Here is a 16,618-nt window from a genome sequence, read left to right on the forward strand (position 1 = left end):
ACAGTTTATCAAGCGGACGCAAACACTTTTGACACGCGCGGGGGCGGTGCCGGGCGGATTCCCCGTGACTCCGGGGAGTTTCCACCTTCCGTTAACTCGTCGTTGCACTTAGGGCGGATAGCATCAGCCTATGAACCCCGCCACCGCCTCCGCGGCTACGCAGCCCCCGTCCGAACTGGAGTCCGGAACGCTGGCCACCAGCAAGGGAAGGGTCCTCGCCTGGGCCGCCTGGGACTGGGGCTCAGCGGCCTTCAACGCCGTGATGACCACGTTTGTCTTCACCGTCTACCTGACGTCCAACGCTTTCGGCGGCGAGGACCAGGCGTCTGCGGTGCTCGGCGGAGCCCTCGCCATCGCCGGCGCCGCCATCGCCCTCCTTGCGCCGGTGACGGGCCAGCGTTCGGACACCGGCGGGCGCCGCAAGCTGTGGCTTGGCATCAACACGGCCGCCGTCGCGGTGCTGACCGGATTGTGCTTTTTCGTCTTTCCACGGCCGGAGTTCCTGCTGCTCGGCGTCACGCTCATCGCCCTCGGCAACGTCTTCTTCGAGTTCGCCGGGGTGAACTACAACGCCATGCTGGCGCAGATCTCCACCCCTAAGAACATCGGCAAGGTCAGCGGCTTCGGCTGGGGCATGGGCTACCTCGGCGGCATCGTCGCGCTGCTGATAGTCCTGCAGCTGTTCGTCCAGCCCAGCTTCGCGTGGTTCGGCGCCTCCACCCAGGACAGCCTCAACATCCGGCTCGTGGCGGTGTTCTCCGCCCTCTGGTTCTTCATCTTCGCCCTGCCGGTCCTGTTCGCCGTGCCCGAACTGCCCAAGCCGAAGCAGGCCGCCAAGCTGGGTTTCCTGGCCTCCTACGGGTTGCTGGTCCGCCGCATCAAGGCGATCTACCGGACCAGCCCGCACACCATCTTTTTCCTCCTCGCCAGCGCCATCTTCCGCGACGGACTGGCCGCCGTCTTTACGTTTGGCGGCATCCTCGCGGCGGGCACATTCGGGTTCGAACTGAAGGAAGTCATTTTCTTCGCCATCTTCGGCAACGTCGTGGCGGCTGTGGGAGCCATGATCGGTGGCTTCCTGGACGACCGGATCGGGCCCAAGACCGTCATCATCGGTTCCCTCGTCGGCCTGCTGGTCGCTGGCACGGTCATCCTGGTCCTGGGCAACGGCAGCTATGTCTTCCTTGGCCAGGTGTGGGCGGGTGCCACCACGTTCTGGGTGTTCGGGCTGTTCCTATGCCTCTTCGTCGGCCCGGCCCAGTCGTCCTCCCGCGCCTACCTTGCCCGGCTGGCCCCGCACGGCGAATCCGGGGAGCTCTTTGGCCTGTACGCCACCACGGGCCGGGCCGTCAGCTTCCTGGCACCAACGCTCTTCACGCTCTGCATCGCAGTGGCCTCCCCGCTCGTGGAACCGGGGGAAGCGCAGCGTTGGGGCATCCTCGGCATCATGGTGGTGCTGCTGGCCGGACTGCTGGTGCTGCTGCCCGTCAAACCGCCCGGCAAGGTGCAGATCGCCGTGGTTCCTGACGCCTGAGCGGGCGGCCGGGAATTCGGCGGTTTCGGAGCCTCAACTGCCTCCGCGCGGACTAGGCTGGTGCCATGAACGTGGATGAGACAGACCTCCCTGGCCTCGGCAGGCGCAAGGATTTCATGACCGCCTCGGGGCGCCGGATTGGCGTCGTGGAATACCGCGAGGGTCAAACCGAACTGATCGTTTCCACCTGGGACGATCCCGATACATGCCAGGCGTCCATCCCCCTGACAGCTGACGAAGCCGCCACCCTGGGCAACCTCCTGGGTGGCCAACGCCTGGCGATGCAGCTGTCCGAGGAACACCGGGAAATCCCCGGAATCGTCACGCGCCAGTTCTCCATCGGCGCCGACTCGCCATTCAACAACCAGCCCATGGGCAAGGCCTGCATCCGCACGCGCAGCGGTGTCTCCATCGTTGCCATCATGCGCGAAGGCGAGGTTGTGCCCTCCCCGGGGCCGGACATCGTCCTTCACCCCGGCGACCTGCTCGTGGCGGTGGGAACGCAAGAAGGCCTCGACACGGCGGCCGATATCCTGCGCAACGGCTGAGCGGCATGGATCCGCTCGCGCTAACCCTCATCGAACTGGGGGCCGTCGTCTTCTGCCTTGGCCTGCTGGCCAGGCTGGCCGGGCGGATCGGGATGTCCCCCATTCCCTTGTACTTGGTGGGCGGGCTGTTTTTCGGGGCCGGCGGCCTGGTCAAGCTGGAGGGAATGCACGAGTTCGCACATCTCTCCAGCGAGATCGGAGTGATCCTCCTGCTGCTTATGCTCGGATTGGAATATACGGCGACCGAGCTGGTCACCGGGCTGCGCAGGTCATGGCAGGCCGGCGTGCTGGACTTCGTGCTGAACTTTGTGCCGGGGGCAGGGCTGGCCGTGCTGCTGGGCTGGGGTGTGGTGGGAGCGATGGTGATGGGCGGCGTCACGTACATCTCCTCCTCCGGCATTGCGGCGAAGGTGATTACTGACCTTGGCCGCATCGGTAACCGCGAAACTCCGGTGGTGCTTTCCATCCTGGTCTTCGAGGATCTGGCGATGGCCATCTACCTGCCCGTCCTGACTGCCACCCTGGCCGGCGTCAGCTTCCTGGTGGGCCTTCAGACAGTCGGAATCTCACTGGCGGTGGTTACCGTGGTGCTGGTGGTTGCCCTCCGGCACGGACACCATGTGTCCAAGGCAGTGCACAGCGAAAACTCCGAGGTCTTCCTGTTGAACCTCCTGGGCGCGGCTCTGCTGGTGGCTGGCCTCGCCGCTGCCATGCAGGTCTCGGCCGCAGTAGGGGCGTTCATGCTCGGCATCGCCATTTCCGGTGCCACCGCGCACAGCGCAACCCGCATCCTTGAGCCCCTGCGGGACTTGTTCGCAGCAATCTTCTTCGTGGTCTTCGGCCTCAACACCGACCCCACGACCATCCCACCGGTCCTTGGCTGGGCACTGATCCTTGCCGTCGTCACGGCCGCCACCAAAATGATCACGGGAATCTGGGCGGCAAAACGCGCAGGAATTGCCCTGCCCGGCCGCTTCCGTGCCGGCGCCGCGCTCATAGCCCGCGGCGAATTCTCCATCGTCATCGCCGGCCTAGCGGTGGCCTCCGGAGTGGTGCCGCACAACTTGGCGGCGCTGGCAACGGCCTACGTGCTCATCATGGCCATCATGGGACCGCTGGCGGCGCGCTACGTCGAACCGATCGTCAAGATGTTGCGGCGCCCGGCGAAACCACAGCCCGCCCCGGCCGCCTGAACAGCGACGCTCTCTCAGATCCTGCCGCCCAAACACCGACGCTCTCTCAGATCCTGCCGCCCAAACACCGACGCTCTCTCAGATCCTGCCGCCCTAACACTCACGCTCTCTCAGATCCTGCCGCCCAAACACTCACGCTCTCTCAGATCTCGGTGCGGTGGAAGTTCAGGTGGCTGCGGCTGGCGGTGGGGCCGCGCTGGCCCTGGTAGCGGTTGCCGTACTCACCGGAACCGTATGGGAACTCGGCGGCCGAGGTCAGCCTGAAGAAGCACAGCTGGCCAATCTTCATGCCAGGCCACAGCTTAATGGGCAGGGTGGCCATGTTGGACAGCTCGAGGGTGACGTGGCCGGAGAACCCTGGATCGATGAACCCCGCGGTGGAGTGCGTCAACAGCCCCAGCCGGCCGAGTGAGGACTTCCCCTCCAGGCGTGCGGCGATGTCATCCGGCAAGGTGACGGTCTCGTAGGTGGAACCGAGCACGAACTCGCCCGGGTGGAGGATGAACGGCTCCCCGGAGTCCACTTCGACCAGTCGGGTCAGCTCAGGCTGGTCCTCGGCGGGGTCGATGTGCGCGTATTTGTGGTTGTCGAACAGCCGGAAAAACCTGTCGATCCGCACGTCCACGGACGACGGCTGGACCATCACAGGGTCATACGGATCCAGGACAATCCGTTGGGAATCAATTTCGGCACGAATATCGCGGTCAGAGATCAGCACACTCAAAAATACCGCACCATTGCCGACCCCGCGGTCCGGGGTTACTGTTGCTGCTGTTAAGGAATGACATCTCCGCTACAGGATGAGGATGATGTTGCGGCTGTGACGGCGCCTCTGCCGGCAAAGGAGACGGCGCCGACGGATCTGGGGTTGACTTGAGGAAAATTTCGGCACGGGCAACGGCGGCCATGATTTGCGCGCTGGCTCTCATCCCGCCTGCTGCCGGCCAGCTGGGGGGATTTTCCTCAAGCCCGGAATCCGCCGGGTCTTCAGCCGCGGGGCACCAGACGCAGAGCGTCGCCCTCGGCCCGCCGTCGGCCACGTACGACGGCGGCACGGAAGCCGCCGCTGCGGCACCGGGCCTCGCCCCCGCCGTGGACCCGGACATCCGGGCGGGCGACCCTGCCGGACTCGCAGATACGTCGGGAGCAGCGTCCGCTGTCGCCCCCGCCGGCACCATCTCCACGGCACCCATGCCGGCGTCCGGTGCCGGGCAGGCTTCGCCGCCAGCCCAGGACACTCCGCCCGAACCCGCGTCCATTCCGCCGCTGTCCGCCACGGAGGCGGACCTGGCGGCCCTGGCCCAAACTCCGTCGCAACCCCCGCCGGCGCCCGCCGCCGCCACCGAGGCGCTCCAGGCAGAATCCCTCACCACCGAAGCGCTGGTCAGGGATGACGCGTCGTCGCAGATCAAAACCGTCTTCAACGCCATCAACAGCTACCGGGCTTCGTTCGGCCTTCCCGCCGTGAAGTACCACGCCACGGTGGCCGGGATGGCGCAGGAGTGGTCCGACAGCATCGCCTCCCGCGAAGTGATCGAGCACCGCTCGAACTTCTGGACCGACTCCCGCGCCCTCAACCCCACCAACGGCGCAGGGGAAGTCATCGCTGTCCGCTGGGACCGCGACGCCGCGCAGCTGGTGGAGTGGTGGAAGGGCTCACCTGCCCACAACGCCATCCTGAAGGACCCGCGGTTCAATGTGGTCGGCGTCGGCATCACTTTTACGGACGGAAACTGGCAGACCACTCCCAACCGCTACACCATGTGGGGTGTGGTGAACTTCTTCGGGTACAGCACACTCCCCGCCGGAACCATCACCAGCCCGGGCGGCAGCACTGAACCGCCGGCGCAGCCCGTCACCGTCTGCGATCCGCTGGTGCGGCACATGCCCCCGACGGCGGACCTGGCCGCGGCGGCCATCAAGGGTCCAGGCGACCTTGTGTCTGTTAACTCGTCTGGCCAGCTCCTTAACCGCCCCTCGCTGGGGAACCGCCAATTCGGTGCACAGCAGGTCATCGGGAGCGGGTTTGGCACTGCCAAGGAAGTTTTCGTCACGGACTGGGAACGGGACGGCGTTTTTGACCTCCTGGTCCAATGGGCCGACGGGCGGGTCACGTTGCATGCGGGAGCGGTTGCCGGCGGCTTCCTCCCCGCCGTGACGCTCGGCCAGTCCGGATGGGCCGGAATGACCCTGGCCCTGGGAGGCTGGTGCGCCAACAACCGGCTCCCCCAGCTGGTGGCACTGGACGGGTCCGGGAACCTCTGGCTGTACCCCAACCGGGGAAACGGCGACCTGGTGGCCCGGACGCTGCTGGCGTCGGGCGTGTCAGCCAACCGGCTGGCCATGGTGGATTACGACGGCGACGGTTTCCAGGATGTGCTGGCGCGGCAGACGGACGGTAACGTCCGCCTTTACCGCGGCTCAGGCGCACCGGCTCCACGCGCTGAAGCCCGGACCGTGGTGGCCAGCGGATGGACGGACGTCACGGCGATCCGTCCGCTGCAGGATGTCACGGGCCTGAACTCGACAGGGCTGGCCCTTCGGCGGGCCGGCGACGTGGTGGTGCAGTACTGGGACCTCAGCACCGGCGCGCTGTCCGCACCGTCGTCCATCGCGGGCGCGTGGGCGGGGCAACGCCTGGCGCAGTAACGGGGCGACGCTGGCGCAGTAACCGCCAGACCGCTGGTACCGGTGGCTATTGCTCCGTCGGCCGCGCTTCCAGGACTGACTTGAGGCGTTCAAGTTGGGCGACTTCCGCCTTCATGGTCCGCTGGATCATAAAATCCATGAGTCCGGCCAACCCCTTGGGCCGGAATTCCAGCGCGAACCGGACCCGGGTGTTTGTTCCCTCGGTGCTCAAGTAATAGCCGCCGTGCGGGCGCGCGGGACCGGCAACCACCTGGAACTGGATCTCGGCACCCGGCCTGAGCTGGGTAATCTGGAAGTCCGCGGCAATGGGGCGCCCCGCCGGGCCTGTTAAGGTCTGCTGGTAAACGGCGCCGTTGGCGCCCACGGCGCCGGACCGCAGTTCAATGCTACGGATTCCTTCACGCCACGAGGGAAGATTCAGCCCGTCCTGCAGGAACTGGTACACGGTCATGGCATCGCGTTCAACGACGACCTCGTACTCTGCAAATGCCACGGGGATCCCTTAATTGTCGGACAGCTTTCTGACGTAGCCCGTTCCCCTGATACTGCAGCTAACCCATTCAGGATATTCAGGAGTGATCCCTTCGGAGCCGCCTGCGCCGTGCCTTAACCGAACAGTTATGGAATGCGGTTCCCCGGGGCCGCCTTTGGCCGAACCGTTGGCCTGCCGGTCCCGCCAACGCAAGCTGGATGTGTTCACAGTGGCGCGTGCGAGCTGAAGGCGCCAACGTTTCCGGTGTCCATGTTCGGGGACGGCGCGCGCCTGGGGTAAAGTAAATCCGGTTGACGCAACCGGGACTATCAACCACATTGTGGCCGGTCCCCCTGCGGCTGTAGCTCAATGGTAGAGCGCTAGCTTCCCAAGCTTGATACGCGGGTTCGATTCCCGTCAGCCGCTCCAATTTTCCCGCGGACTTCGCAGCGCCCGTTGCGGGCGCCTCCCAGCCCCGGCCGCCGCAGTCGCTTCCTGCGCGCCGTGGCCTGGCCCCGGGGCATTAGGCGCCTACCTGTATCGTCAGAAGTCAGGAACCCCTTCGGTTCCGCTACAGGAGCAATCATGGCTGACAAGTCCCCGCGTCAAGCAGCATCCAAAAAATCCGGCAAATCCATCAAGGAAAAACGCGCCGACAAGCGGGCCTCGGAAGCGCCCGCCAGCTCCCTCGACAAGGTGACCGCCGCCAAGTCAGCGAGCCCCAAAAAGAAGTGACCGGCTCCGTGAACCACCTCACCCTCGGAGTCCTCGCCAGCACGCGAAAGCCTGACGAACGGCGACTCCCGCTCCACCCCCTTCATCTGGACCGCATAGCACCGGAGCTCAGGCGGCAGATCATCCTTGAAGAGGGCTACGGTGAACGGTTCGGTGTCTCGGACAGCCACCTGGCCTCCCTTGTGGGACGGATTGCCACCCGCCACCAGATCATTGCCGACGCCGACGTCGTCCTGCTGCCCAAACCGCAGCCCGAAGACCTCGCCGAACTCCGCGACGGGCAGGTCCTCTGGGGCTGGCCGCACTGTGTCCAGGACCGCGCCATCACGCAGCTGGCCATCAACAAGAAGCTCACGCTGATCGCCTTCGAGGCCATGAACCACTGGGCCGGCGACGGCGGCTTCGGCCTGCATGTTTTCCACAAGAACAACGAGCTGGCCGGCTACTGTTCCGTCCTGCACGCCCTTGCCCTGACCGGGTCCACCGGCGATTACGGCCGGCGGCTTTCCGCCGTCGTCATTGGTTTCGGCGCCACCGCCCGCGGTGCCGTCACCGCGCTGAATGCCCACGGCATCCACGATGTCCAGGTGCTGACCAACCGGGGTGTGGCCGCCGTCGGCTCGCCCATCCACTCGGTGCGGATCGCCCAGTTCGACCATGACGACAAGGCGCCGTTCCTCAGCCAGGTCATCACCGAACGCGGCAGGGTGCCGCTGGCACCGTTCCTCGCTGCCAGCGACATCGTGGTCAACTGCACGCTGCAGGACCCCAATGCCCCCCTCACGTACCTGCGTGAAGAGGACCTTGGCGCGTTCCGTCCCGGCAGCCTGATCGTGGACGTGTCCTGCGATGAGGGCATGGGCTTCAGCTGGGCGAAAACCACCACGTTCGCCGAACCCATGCTTACCGTGGGCGACCACATCGATTACTACGCCGTGGACCACAGTCCGTCCTACCTGTGGAACTCCTCCAGCTGGGAGATCAGCGAAGCGCTGCTCCCCTTCCTGGAAACCGTCATTTCCGGTCCCGAGGCATGGGCCGGAAACGAGACGATCGCCCGTGCCATCGAAATCCGCGGCGGAGAGATCCTCAACAAGGACGTGCTGCAGTTCCAGCAGCGGCAGGCGGAGTACCCGCACGCCCCTCTGGGCGCGTAGCTGCCGGCTGGTGCGCCGGTCCTGAAGGCCGGCGCACCGGCCGCTTCGCCGTTCGCCTGACAATCCGGAGCAGGTGGCGCCGGTCCTTAAGGTCAACTTTGAGGGTCAGCTCACCGCGCCGGGCCAGTACGACGGCGACAGTCACCGCTGCCAGGACCGGCACCCCGCCGGAGACCAGGATGGCAGTGTGCGGGTCCAGGTGCTCGGCAATCCAGCCGATCATGGGACCGCCGATGGCCTGGCCGCCGATCAGCACCATGATGTACAGGCTCATGACGCGTCCGCGGATCCCCATGTTGGAGCTGATCTGGACCAGCTGGTTCGAGGCGGTCAGGAACATCAGGCACCAGAACCCGGAGAGCACCATGGCCGCGCCGAACCACACCATGGACGGCGCCAGTGCCGCCAGGCAGAGCATGAGGCCGTACATTCCCGCGCCCAGGACCACTGACCGCAGCCGCAGGTGCCGGCGGCGGGTGGAGGCAATGGCCCCGGCCAGCGCACCGAGCGCAACCAGCGCGTTCAGCAGGCCGTAGCCTCCGGCGCCGACGTCGTACACGTGGTCCGCGAAGGCGGCCAGCAGCACCGGCAGGCTCATGGCGAATACGGCGATGAACCCGGCCATCAGCCACGGCCAGTAAATGGTCGGCTTGCTGAGTGCGTACCGCAGCCCCTCCCGGAGCATTCCCTTGCGCTTTGGAGCAGGCGCACTGATGAACAACTGGTCCTTGCGCAGGAGCAGCAGCATGGCCACCGTTGAGCAGCAGGCCACGGCGTTTGCGGCGAAGGCCCAGCCGGCACCCACGGCGGTGAGCAGAAGTCCGGCGATTGCAGGGCCGATGAGCCCGCCCAGCTGGAACGTTGTGGAGTTCACGCTGATGGCGTTGCGCAGGTACGTGGGGCCGACGAGTTCGTTGACGAACACCTGCCGGGCCGGCTGGTCCAGAACAGTGACAAGTCCCAGCACCAAGGCGATGGTGTAGACGTGCCACACTTCGATGCGCTGGCTGAGCGCCAGGATGGCCAGTGCGGCTGCGAGGACCGCCGCGACGGCCTGGCAGAGAACGAGGATCTTCCGTTTCGGGAACCTGTCCGCCATCATCCCGCCCCACGGCCCCAGCACCAGGGACGGCATGAACTGCAGCGCCACGGTGATGCCAACGGCGGTGACCGAGCCGGAAAGCTGCAGCACCAGCCAGTCCTGCGCGATCCGTTGCATCCAGAGCGCCACCACCGCGATGAAGTGCCCGATGGCAAAAATGCGGAAGTTGGGGACCCGGAGGGAAATGAAGGTGTGGCGCCACGGGAGCCGTTCAGTGACGACGGCGATCGGCTGGGTGGCGTCCGCGGGCCGCGGCGAAGCCTGCGGCGGCGAAGTCTGCGAGGGCGGGGAACCGGCGGAGGCGGCGGAATCGATGACGGGCTGGCTGACGGTTGCCGTGGAAGGCGGAGGGGGTGCCACAGGGAATCCTCAAAAGGTGCGGGTGAGCGGGATACCTCCACGCTATGGTGGCCCAAAGTGATTATGGAAGCGTATTGTTCCTATAACTAACATTGCGAACCGCAATACTGCCTGGCGCGGAGCCGCCCTCACGGGGGTTCCGACACCTGCGTCCGCCGCCCACCCCTCCAGGAGTGCCATGTTTGAACCCGCCCAGCTCCGGTCCTTTTTGGCCGTTGCCGAGACCCTGAGCTTCACGAAGGCGGCGGAGCGGCTGGGGTTGGCCCAGCCCACCGTCAGCCAGCACGTGCGCAAGCTGGAAGCCGCAGCGAAGCGGGTGCTGATCGCTCGTGACACGCGGGACGTGCGGCTGACGGATAACGGCGATGCCATGGCAGGTTTCGCCCGGACCATCCTCGCGGCCCACGATGCCGCCTCCCGCTATTTCTCCGGGTCCGCCATGCGCGGCCGGTTGCGTTTCGGCACGGCGGACGACCTCGCGATCACCGGCCTCCCCCGCATCCTCCGGGAGTTCCGCCAGATCTACCCGCAGATCAACCTGGAACTCACTGTGGGCCAGAGCGACCAGCTCTACAAGAAACTGAATGCCGGCCAGCTGGACCTGGTGTTCGTGAAGTGGGTTGCCGGAGCCAAGGACGGCACGGTGGTACAGCACGACGCGTTCGCGTGGGTGGGCCTGGAACAGACGGCACTTGAACCAGGGGATCCGGTTCCGCTGATCGCCTACCCCTCGCCCAGCCTTAGCAGGAAGCTTGCCATCGACGCCCTCGAATCCCGGGGCCGGACGTGGCGCATCACCTGCACCACCCGGCAGATCAGCGGCGTCCTGGCCGCGGTCCGGGCGGGAATCGGCGTGGCCGTTATGCCGTCCTCGCTGGTCCCCGAGGACCTCAAGATCATCACCCGCCGCTTTGACCTGCCGCCGGTGGGCGACGTCGACTTCACCCTGATCCGCAATCCGCTGGCCAATGCCGAGGTGATCGAGGCGCTCACCCAAGCGATTGTGGGGCGCACACTGAAGCGCTCCGCATAGCAGTTGGGTACCGCCCGAGTAATGGAATAAATAGCACTTAACCAAGTAAGTACTTTCCCGGGCATAAATGATTAGTGCGCGTAAGTGATTGAAGATATTACGCGCGTAATTTATGCTTGAATTCTGTTAAAGGTTATGCAGAAGCCAATGACAACGATTCGATGACGAACCGTGTCCGCCGCCGCTGCCTTGGGGGCGCCTGACGGACAACGTTCGGGATAGGCATGCGATGACGCCAACCACGAACCACCCGCATCTTTCAGTCTCAAATACGGTCCACTCACTAAAAACGGTACGCCCGCTGGCGGTAGGGACGCACCGCAACACGCCAGCACATCATGAATCAAGCGCACACGCTGATCTAGTCACTCAGCGCGAACCGCATGCCGCCGCAACCCTGGTGGACACCGAGTTTGTGGGTAGCCCCTACTGCGAGCGCTGCGGCACGGATGAGTTTATTTACTTGGAGACCTTCGTCCCGGCAAAGTACCGGCACGACGGCACCCTCCGGAAGCCGGGCGAAGTAACGTACTTCTGCACCGGCTGCGAAGATTTTTCGGCACACTCGGTCCCAGCCTCGTGGGTGCCGCCCGGCTGGTATTTGGGCTAGCCGCAACTCCGCTGACGTTCAGCTAACCTGACATACACCTAGACAGAAACGAATCGCCGCCGGCAGGCACCCGAAGGTGCCCACCGGCGGCGACTGCTTTTGGCCTGAACCCGTCTTGGTGAGGCTGCCGAACTGCCTCTTAGATCAGGCTGTCCGAGAGGTGGTTGGGCGTTCCGAAGCGGTGCGCGGTGATGCTGACGGCCTGCTCGTGCAGGAACGGCAGCAGCTCCACCCGGCCGGCCTCGGTGACCGGGTGGCCGTAGATGGCCAGGTCCGGGCACCCACCGGTGGCTTCGGCCAGCGCCGTCGCGTCGCCGCCCAGGAGCCGGATCCGTCCGCCGGACAGCTTGCCTGCCCCGGCGAGCCTCGCAGCGGAGGCCAGCCACGCGGCGTCGTCCTCCACGGAGACGGGGATATCCAGCGCACCGAGCGCCGCCTGCAACGGTGCAGGAAGTTCGACGGCGGTGGATACCGTCAGTGCCGACCCGGCCAGGACGCCGGCGGCTACTGTCCGCACCAGGGCGGCTACGGGTTCGCCCGCGGAGAGCCGGACGATCACCGGCAGGGAGCGGTAGCGGAAAATGTTCCGCTCGGCGCTCAGGCCGGAGACATCCTTGGCGGTGCCGAACTCTTCGGCCCAGGCGAGGGCGTCGGAAGCCAGTGCACGCTGCAGGGCTTCGAAGGCGGAACTGTCCAGTGAGCCCTTCGCGGCACCAACCACGCGGCGAACACCCGGGTTGGTGACGGCTGCCGAGGCGCCGGCGGCTGTGCTGGCTTTGCTTTCCCAGCCACCGAGACCGGCGAGGTAGTTGGGTCCGCCCGCCTTGGTTCCGGCGCCGACGGCGGACTTCTTCCAGCCGCCGAACGGCTGCCGCTGCACGATGGCTCCGGTGATGCCGCGGTTGACGTAGAGGTTGCCTGCCTGGATGGTCTCCAGCCAGAGCCCCACTTCCTCGGTGCTCAGCGAGTGCAGGCCGGCGGTCAGGCCGTACTCCACCTGGTTCTGGATGGCGATGGCGTCTTCCAGGGTGGCCGCCGTCATAACGCCCAGCACGGGACCGAAGAACTCGGTGAGGTGGAAGTAGGATCCGCGGCGCACTCCGTAGCGGACGCCCGGGCTCCAGAGCCGGCCGGTCTCGTCCAGCTGCCGCGGCTCAACGGCCCAGCTTTCGCCTTGGCCCAGGGTGGTGAGGGCGTTCAGGAGCTTGCCGTTGGCGGGTTCGATGATCGGACCCATCTGACTGGCAGGGTCCTCCGGGTAGCCCACCTTGAGGGAGGTGACGGCGTCAATGAGCTGGTTGTGGAACCGCTTGGAGGTGGCCACGGAGCCCACCAGGATCACCAGCGAGGCGGCGGAGCACTTCTGGCCGGCGTGGCCGAAGGCGGAGTAGGCGACGTCCTTGGCAGCGAGGTCAAGGTCCGCGCTGGGGGTGACGATAATGGCGTTCTTGCCGCTGGTTTCGGCCAGGAGCGGCAGGTCCTTGCGGAAGGAGCGGAACAGCTCGGCGGTCTCGTAGCCGCCGGTCAGGATCACGCGGTCCACGGCGGGGTGCGAGATCAGCTGCTGGCCGAGCTCACGCTCGCCCAGCTGGACCATGGTGAGCACGTCGCGCGGCACGCCGGCTTCCCAGAGCGCTTCGATCATCACGGCACCGCTGCGGCGGGCCTGCTTGGCGGGCTTGATCACGACGGCGGAGCCGGCGGCCAGTGCCGCGAGCGTGGAACCGGCGGGGATGGCCACCGGGAAGTTCCACGGCGGGGTCACCACGGTGAGCTTCGCGGGCACGAAGGTGGCGCCGTCGACGTCGTCGAGCTTGCGCGCGGACTCGGCGTAGTAGTGGGCGAAGTCAACGGCTTCGCTGACCTCCGGGTCGCCCTGGTCGATGGTCTTGCCGGTTTCGCTGGCCATGACCTCAAGCAGGTCGGCGCGGCGGGCCTCCAGGATGTCGCCGGCACGGTGCAGGACGGCGGCGCGCTCGGCGCCGCTGAGGGCGCCCCAGCCTTTGCCCTTTTCGACAGCCGTGGCGATCACCGTGTTGAGCGTCTCTGCGTCCGCGATGGTGGCGGCTTCCACGGAGTCGTTGCCAAGCGTGGAAAACGAAACGCGTTCCAGGATCGCGCGGCCCCAGTCGCGGTTGGCCGGCAGGGACGGGTCGGTGTCCGGGGTGTTCTCGAAGGAGTCGCGCGGCATCGGCTCGGCCGCGAGGCTGCGGTTCTGCTGCCGGTTGGCCGGCGGAACCTCGTCATCGAGCTCTGCCAGCGAGGCGAGGAAGCGCTGCTTTTCGCGTTCGAAGAGTGCTTCGTTTTCGCTGAGCTCAAACACTGCGGACATGAAGTTGTCCTGGCTGGCACCCTCTTCGAGACGGCGGATCAGGTAGGCGATGGCGACGTCGAACTCAGCGGGGTGCACGACGGGGGTGTACAGCAGGAGCGAGCCAACATCCTTCTTGACGGCTTCGGCCTGTCCCTGCGCCATGCCCAGCAGCATCTCGAATTCGATGCCGGATTCGACGCCGCGCTGCTTGGCGAGCAGCCAGGCGAAGGCGATGTCGAAGAGGTTGTGTCCGGCCACGCCGATCCGGACGTTCTTGATCCGGTCCGGGTGCAGCGAGTAGTTGATGACGCGCTTGTAGTTGGTGTCCGAGTCCTGCTTGGTGCCCCAGGTGGCCAGCGGCCAGTCATGCAGGGAAGCCTCGACGTGTTCCATGGGCAGGTTGGCGCCCTTGACCACGCGGACCTTGATCGCGGCGCCGCCGTCGGCGCGGCGGGCGGCGGCCCAGTCCTGCAGTCGGATCATGGCGGACAGGGCGTCCGGGAGGTAGGCCTGGAGCACGATGCCGGCCTCAAGGTTCTTGAACTCCGGCTTGTCCAGGATCCGGGTGAAGACCGCGATGGTCATGTCCAGGTCCTTGTATTCCTCCATGTCCAAGTTGATGAACTTGGCGTTCTGTCCGGCGCCGGCGAAAGAGGCCGCGCGGGCGAAGAGCGGGGTGAGCTTCTCCACGACGTGCTCCACGGCCTCATCGAAGGCCCAGGCGGAGTGCGGGGCGACGGTGGAGGAGACTTTGATGGAGACGTAGTCCACGTCCGGGCGGGCCAGCAGCGTGTGGGTGCCTTCGAGCCGGCGGGAGGCCTCGTGTTCGCCGAGGACGGCTTCGCCGAGGAGGTTGACGTTGAGCTTGATGCCGTCCTTGCGGATCTTCGCGATGGCCGGGCCCAGCTTGGCATCGGTGGCGTCGACAATGAGGTGGCCCACCATTTCGCGGAGCACGCGGCGGGCGACCGGGATGACCACCTGCGGCAGGACCGGAGCCATGGTGCCGCCGAGGCGGACGGCGCTGCGCACGTACCAGGGGAGGAACGACGGGACCTTGGGCGCGAGGGCAGCAAGGTTGCGGGCGGCCACGTGGAGGTCTTCCGGGCGGACCACGCCGTCCACGAAGCCAACGGTGAAGTCGAGCCCGTTGGGGTCCCTCAGCACGCCGGCGAGCTGTTCAGCGGAGGCATCCACGGGGACCTTGGCGGCTTCCGTCAACCAGTGGCGCACCAGCCCGATTGCTTCCCCGGCCAGGGCCTGGGCTTCGGGCACGTGGGAAGTGGCTGCAACGGCCGGTTCGGTGGCCGCTTTCCCGGTGAAGACGCCGGGCTCCGTTGAAATGTTGGTCATATCTAACACTCGTTCTTTCCGTTGGTGAGGTCGTTCTTTCCACCAGTATGATCCTCCGGTCACTTAAGATAAAGCGACGTTTTCTGAGCAATACAGGTTAGAAAACCCAACGATTAAAAATCCCGCCCGAACGTTCGGGCGGAGGCTCGCATAGCCTCCGGAATCCAGCTCGGGAAGGCCCGCGAAAATGTGTCATGCACATTGACAACTTTAGTCAATTAGTGACATGGTTCACTCGTCTATGGCCCGGGATGTCCGATATCCTGAGCGCGATTATGGGGGAATACATGACGAAACAGTTAGCCGCAAAACGACTGATACTCGGCTTCGATGCCGGATGCATGACATGCAGCAGGATCGCCGAAGATGCCGCTGCGGCCAGTGGGGGGAAGCTGGAAGTCATGAACCTAAGCTCCCCGGAAATGGTCCAGTGGAGGACTCAAGCGCTAGGGGCGACGCCTCCCTGGAAACCAACCCTGGTCGAGCTGGCCGGCACCGTCACCTCCGTCCGCACCGGACCCGCTATCGGCTTGGCATTGATTCGAAACCTCGGCACGGTAGGCAGCTGGGCTGTCCTGCAAGCCATTGGCAAGCTCCGCCAAAAAAGCGGGGAGGCAACCCGAGGACCGGAGCTCGGACCCAGTAGAAGCGCCTTCCTCAGAGGGCTCACCGGGGCAGCCTTGGGCGTCTCGATCCTAGCCGGTTCGAGTAATTCCGCAATGGCTGCCGGGAACGCCAAGAAGATGCGCAACAACCATTGGTTTGATGAAGTGGAAAGCGTCGCGATAGAAGAACTATCTCCCGATCGCGCCATGGCCGCCTGGCGCAAGGCCGTCACAACGGACAACTTCGCCAAGCTCGCTGCCCTGCCAAGCATGAGTGCCGGGCTTACGCTGGCAGCAGCTGAAAACGTCCGGGGCGTGACCTGCAAAAACGAGCTCGACAACGGCCCTACCGTTCGCGGCGCTGTGCACGCGCTCAAGGACGGCGGCACGATGACCGCATTGGCGCTTATCGACGAAGACCGCATTACCGTAACGTACGAGGTCGCAACCAAGAGCGGCACCATCCGACGCCTCACAAAGGTGCATCAAGTGACGGGAGAACTGACGAGCCGCCTGGTAGCTGAGGCTGACGACGGCGTTGCTACAGACATCAGCGCCTTGAGGGCCGCAAGCGATGCCGGACTCACTCCGATGGCGGATGGCTGCCCCGACTGCATGTCCCGACGCTGCGATGACATGGACTGGGGCTGCGCTGCGGCTTGCTGCGGCGCCTGCCGCTTTGCCAACTTCTTTGCAATGATGGGCTGCTTGGCCGTTTTCTGCCCCGGCTGCACCGTAGGGACATGCTGCCGCAGATATTCGTGCCAGCCGATTGCCCGCTGCGGGCCCTACTAAGCAAGACCGCCGCCGGCGCCATCGCCGCCTTCCGGGTGACGCTCTCTCACTTCCTGCAGCTTTCCGCGCGACCCTCTCTCACTTTTCGCACACAAACGACGAACCCTCTCCCACCGGGGCGAGAGAGGGTTCGTCGATATGGCACCGGATCTGAGAGA

12 protein-coding genes and 1 tRNA gene are annotated in these 16,618 nt (G+C 65.6%); 9 read left to right on the forward strand and 4 right to left on the reverse strand.

Annotated features, from left to right (window positions below):
• Positions 1–130 precede the first annotated feature (130 nt).
• The 3 genes from J7I79_RS02795 to J7I79_RS02805 all read left to right on the forward strand — a co-directional run bounded on the left by J7I79_RS02795 (position 131) and on the right by J7I79_RS02805 (position 3,275).
• Positions 131–1,534 carry an MFS transporter gene (locus J7I79_RS02795; protein ID WP_214949907.1) on the forward strand — a complete coding sequence of 468 codons (1,404 nt, stop codon included), beginning with the start codon at positions 131–133 and terminating at the stop codon, positions 1,532–1,534.
• Positions 1,535–1,599: 65 nt separating this feature from the next.
• Complete coding sequence (locus J7I79_RS02800; protein ID WP_104174805.1) at positions 1,600–2,082, forward strand: cation:proton antiporter regulatory subunit; 483 nt, start codon at positions 1,600–1,602, stop codon at positions 2,080–2,082.
• Positions 2,083–2,087: 5 nt separating this feature from the next.
• Positions 2,088–3,275 carry a cation:proton antiporter gene (locus J7I79_RS02805; RefSeq protein WP_214949909.1) on the forward strand — a complete coding sequence of 396 codons (1,188 nt, stop codon included), beginning with the start codon at positions 2,088–2,090 and terminating at the stop codon, positions 3,273–3,275.
• A 142-nt stretch (positions 3,276–3,417) separates the two neighbouring features.
• Here J7I79_RS02805 and dcd read toward each other — a convergent pair whose 3' ends face one another.
• A complete protein-coding gene (dcd, locus tag J7I79_RS02810; RefSeq protein WP_104174807.1) occupies positions 3,418–3,993 on the reverse strand; it encodes a dCTP deaminase in 576 nt (191 codons plus the stop codon).
• Between the two features lie 155 nt (positions 3,994–4,148).
• Here dcd and J7I79_RS02815 point away from each other — a divergent pair, with 155 nt between their 5' ends.
• Entirely contained in the window at positions 4,149–5,924 is a 1,776-nt protein-coding gene (locus tag J7I79_RS02815; RefSeq protein WP_311380504.1) for a CAP domain-containing protein, read from the forward strand.
• Between the two features lie 46 nt (positions 5,925–5,970).
• Here J7I79_RS02815 and J7I79_RS02820 read toward each other — a convergent pair whose 3' ends face one another.
• Complete coding sequence (locus tag J7I79_RS02820) at positions 5,971–6,417, reverse strand: SRPBCC family protein (protein ID WP_104174808.1); 447 nt, start codon at positions 6,415–6,417, stop codon at positions 5,971–5,973.
• Between the two features lie 334 nt (positions 6,418–6,751).
• Here J7I79_RS02820 and J7I79_RS02825 point away from each other — a divergent pair.
• The 3 genes from J7I79_RS02825 (at position 6,752) to J7I79_RS02835 (ending at position 8,288) form a co-directional block, all read left to right on the forward strand.
• Positions 6,752–6,825 (forward strand) — tRNA-Gly (locus tag J7I79_RS02825).
• Positions 6,826–6,981: 156 nt separating this feature from the next.
• Positions 6,982–7,131 carry a hypothetical protein gene (locus J7I79_RS02830; protein WP_181038911.1) on the forward strand — a complete coding sequence of 50 codons (150 nt, stop codon included), beginning with the start codon at positions 6,982–6,984 and terminating at the stop codon, positions 7,129–7,131.
• The gene (locus J7I79_RS02835; protein WP_214949911.1) at positions 7,128–8,288 is read left to right on the forward strand and encodes a N(5)-(carboxyethyl)ornithine synthase; all 1,161 of its coding nucleotides are present in this window, start codon (positions 7,128–7,130) and stop codon (positions 8,286–8,288) included. The genes J7I79_RS02830 and J7I79_RS02835 overlap by 4 nt, the downstream gene beginning before the upstream one ends.
• Here J7I79_RS02835 and J7I79_RS02840 read toward each other — a convergent pair.
• On the reverse strand, positions 8,221–9,750 hold the full coding sequence (locus J7I79_RS02840) for an MFS transporter (RefSeq protein WP_214949913.1): 1,530 nt from the start codon (positions 9,748–9,750) through the stop codon (positions 8,221–8,223). The two genes, J7I79_RS02835 and J7I79_RS02840, sit on opposite strands and share 68 nt — an antisense overlap.
• Before the next feature lie 178 nt (positions 9,751–9,928).
• On the opposite strand from J7I79_RS02840, the gene J7I79_RS02845 reads away from it, so the two are divergent.
• On the forward strand, positions 9,929–10,783 hold the full coding sequence (locus J7I79_RS02845) for a LysR substrate-binding domain-containing protein (RefSeq protein WP_104174811.1): 855 nt from the start codon (positions 9,929–9,931) through the stop codon (positions 10,781–10,783).
• 749 nt (positions 10,784–11,532) lie between these two features.
• Here J7I79_RS02845 and J7I79_RS02850 read toward each other — a convergent pair.
• Positions 11,533–15,060 carry a bifunctional proline dehydrogenase/L-glutamate gamma-semialdehyde dehydrogenase gene (locus tag J7I79_RS02850; RefSeq protein ID WP_214949915.1) on the reverse strand — a complete coding sequence of 1,176 codons (3,528 nt, stop codon included), beginning with the start codon at positions 15,058–15,060 and terminating at the stop codon, positions 11,533–11,535.
• Between the two features lie 194 nt (positions 15,061–15,254).
• Here J7I79_RS02850 and J7I79_RS02855 point away from each other — a divergent pair, with 194 nt between their 5' ends.
• Positions 15,255–16,460: a hypothetical protein gene (locus tag J7I79_RS02855; protein WP_214949917.1), complete on the forward strand. Its 1,206-nt coding sequence runs from the start codon at positions 15,255–15,257 to the stop codon at positions 16,458–16,460.
• The last annotated feature ends 158 nt before the right edge of the window (positions 16,461–16,618 follow it).

The sequence above is a fragment of the Arthrobacter sp. ISL-69 genome (assembly GCF_018613775.1).
GTDB lineage: Bacteria > Actinomycetota > Actinomycetes > Actinomycetales > Micrococcaceae > Arthrobacter.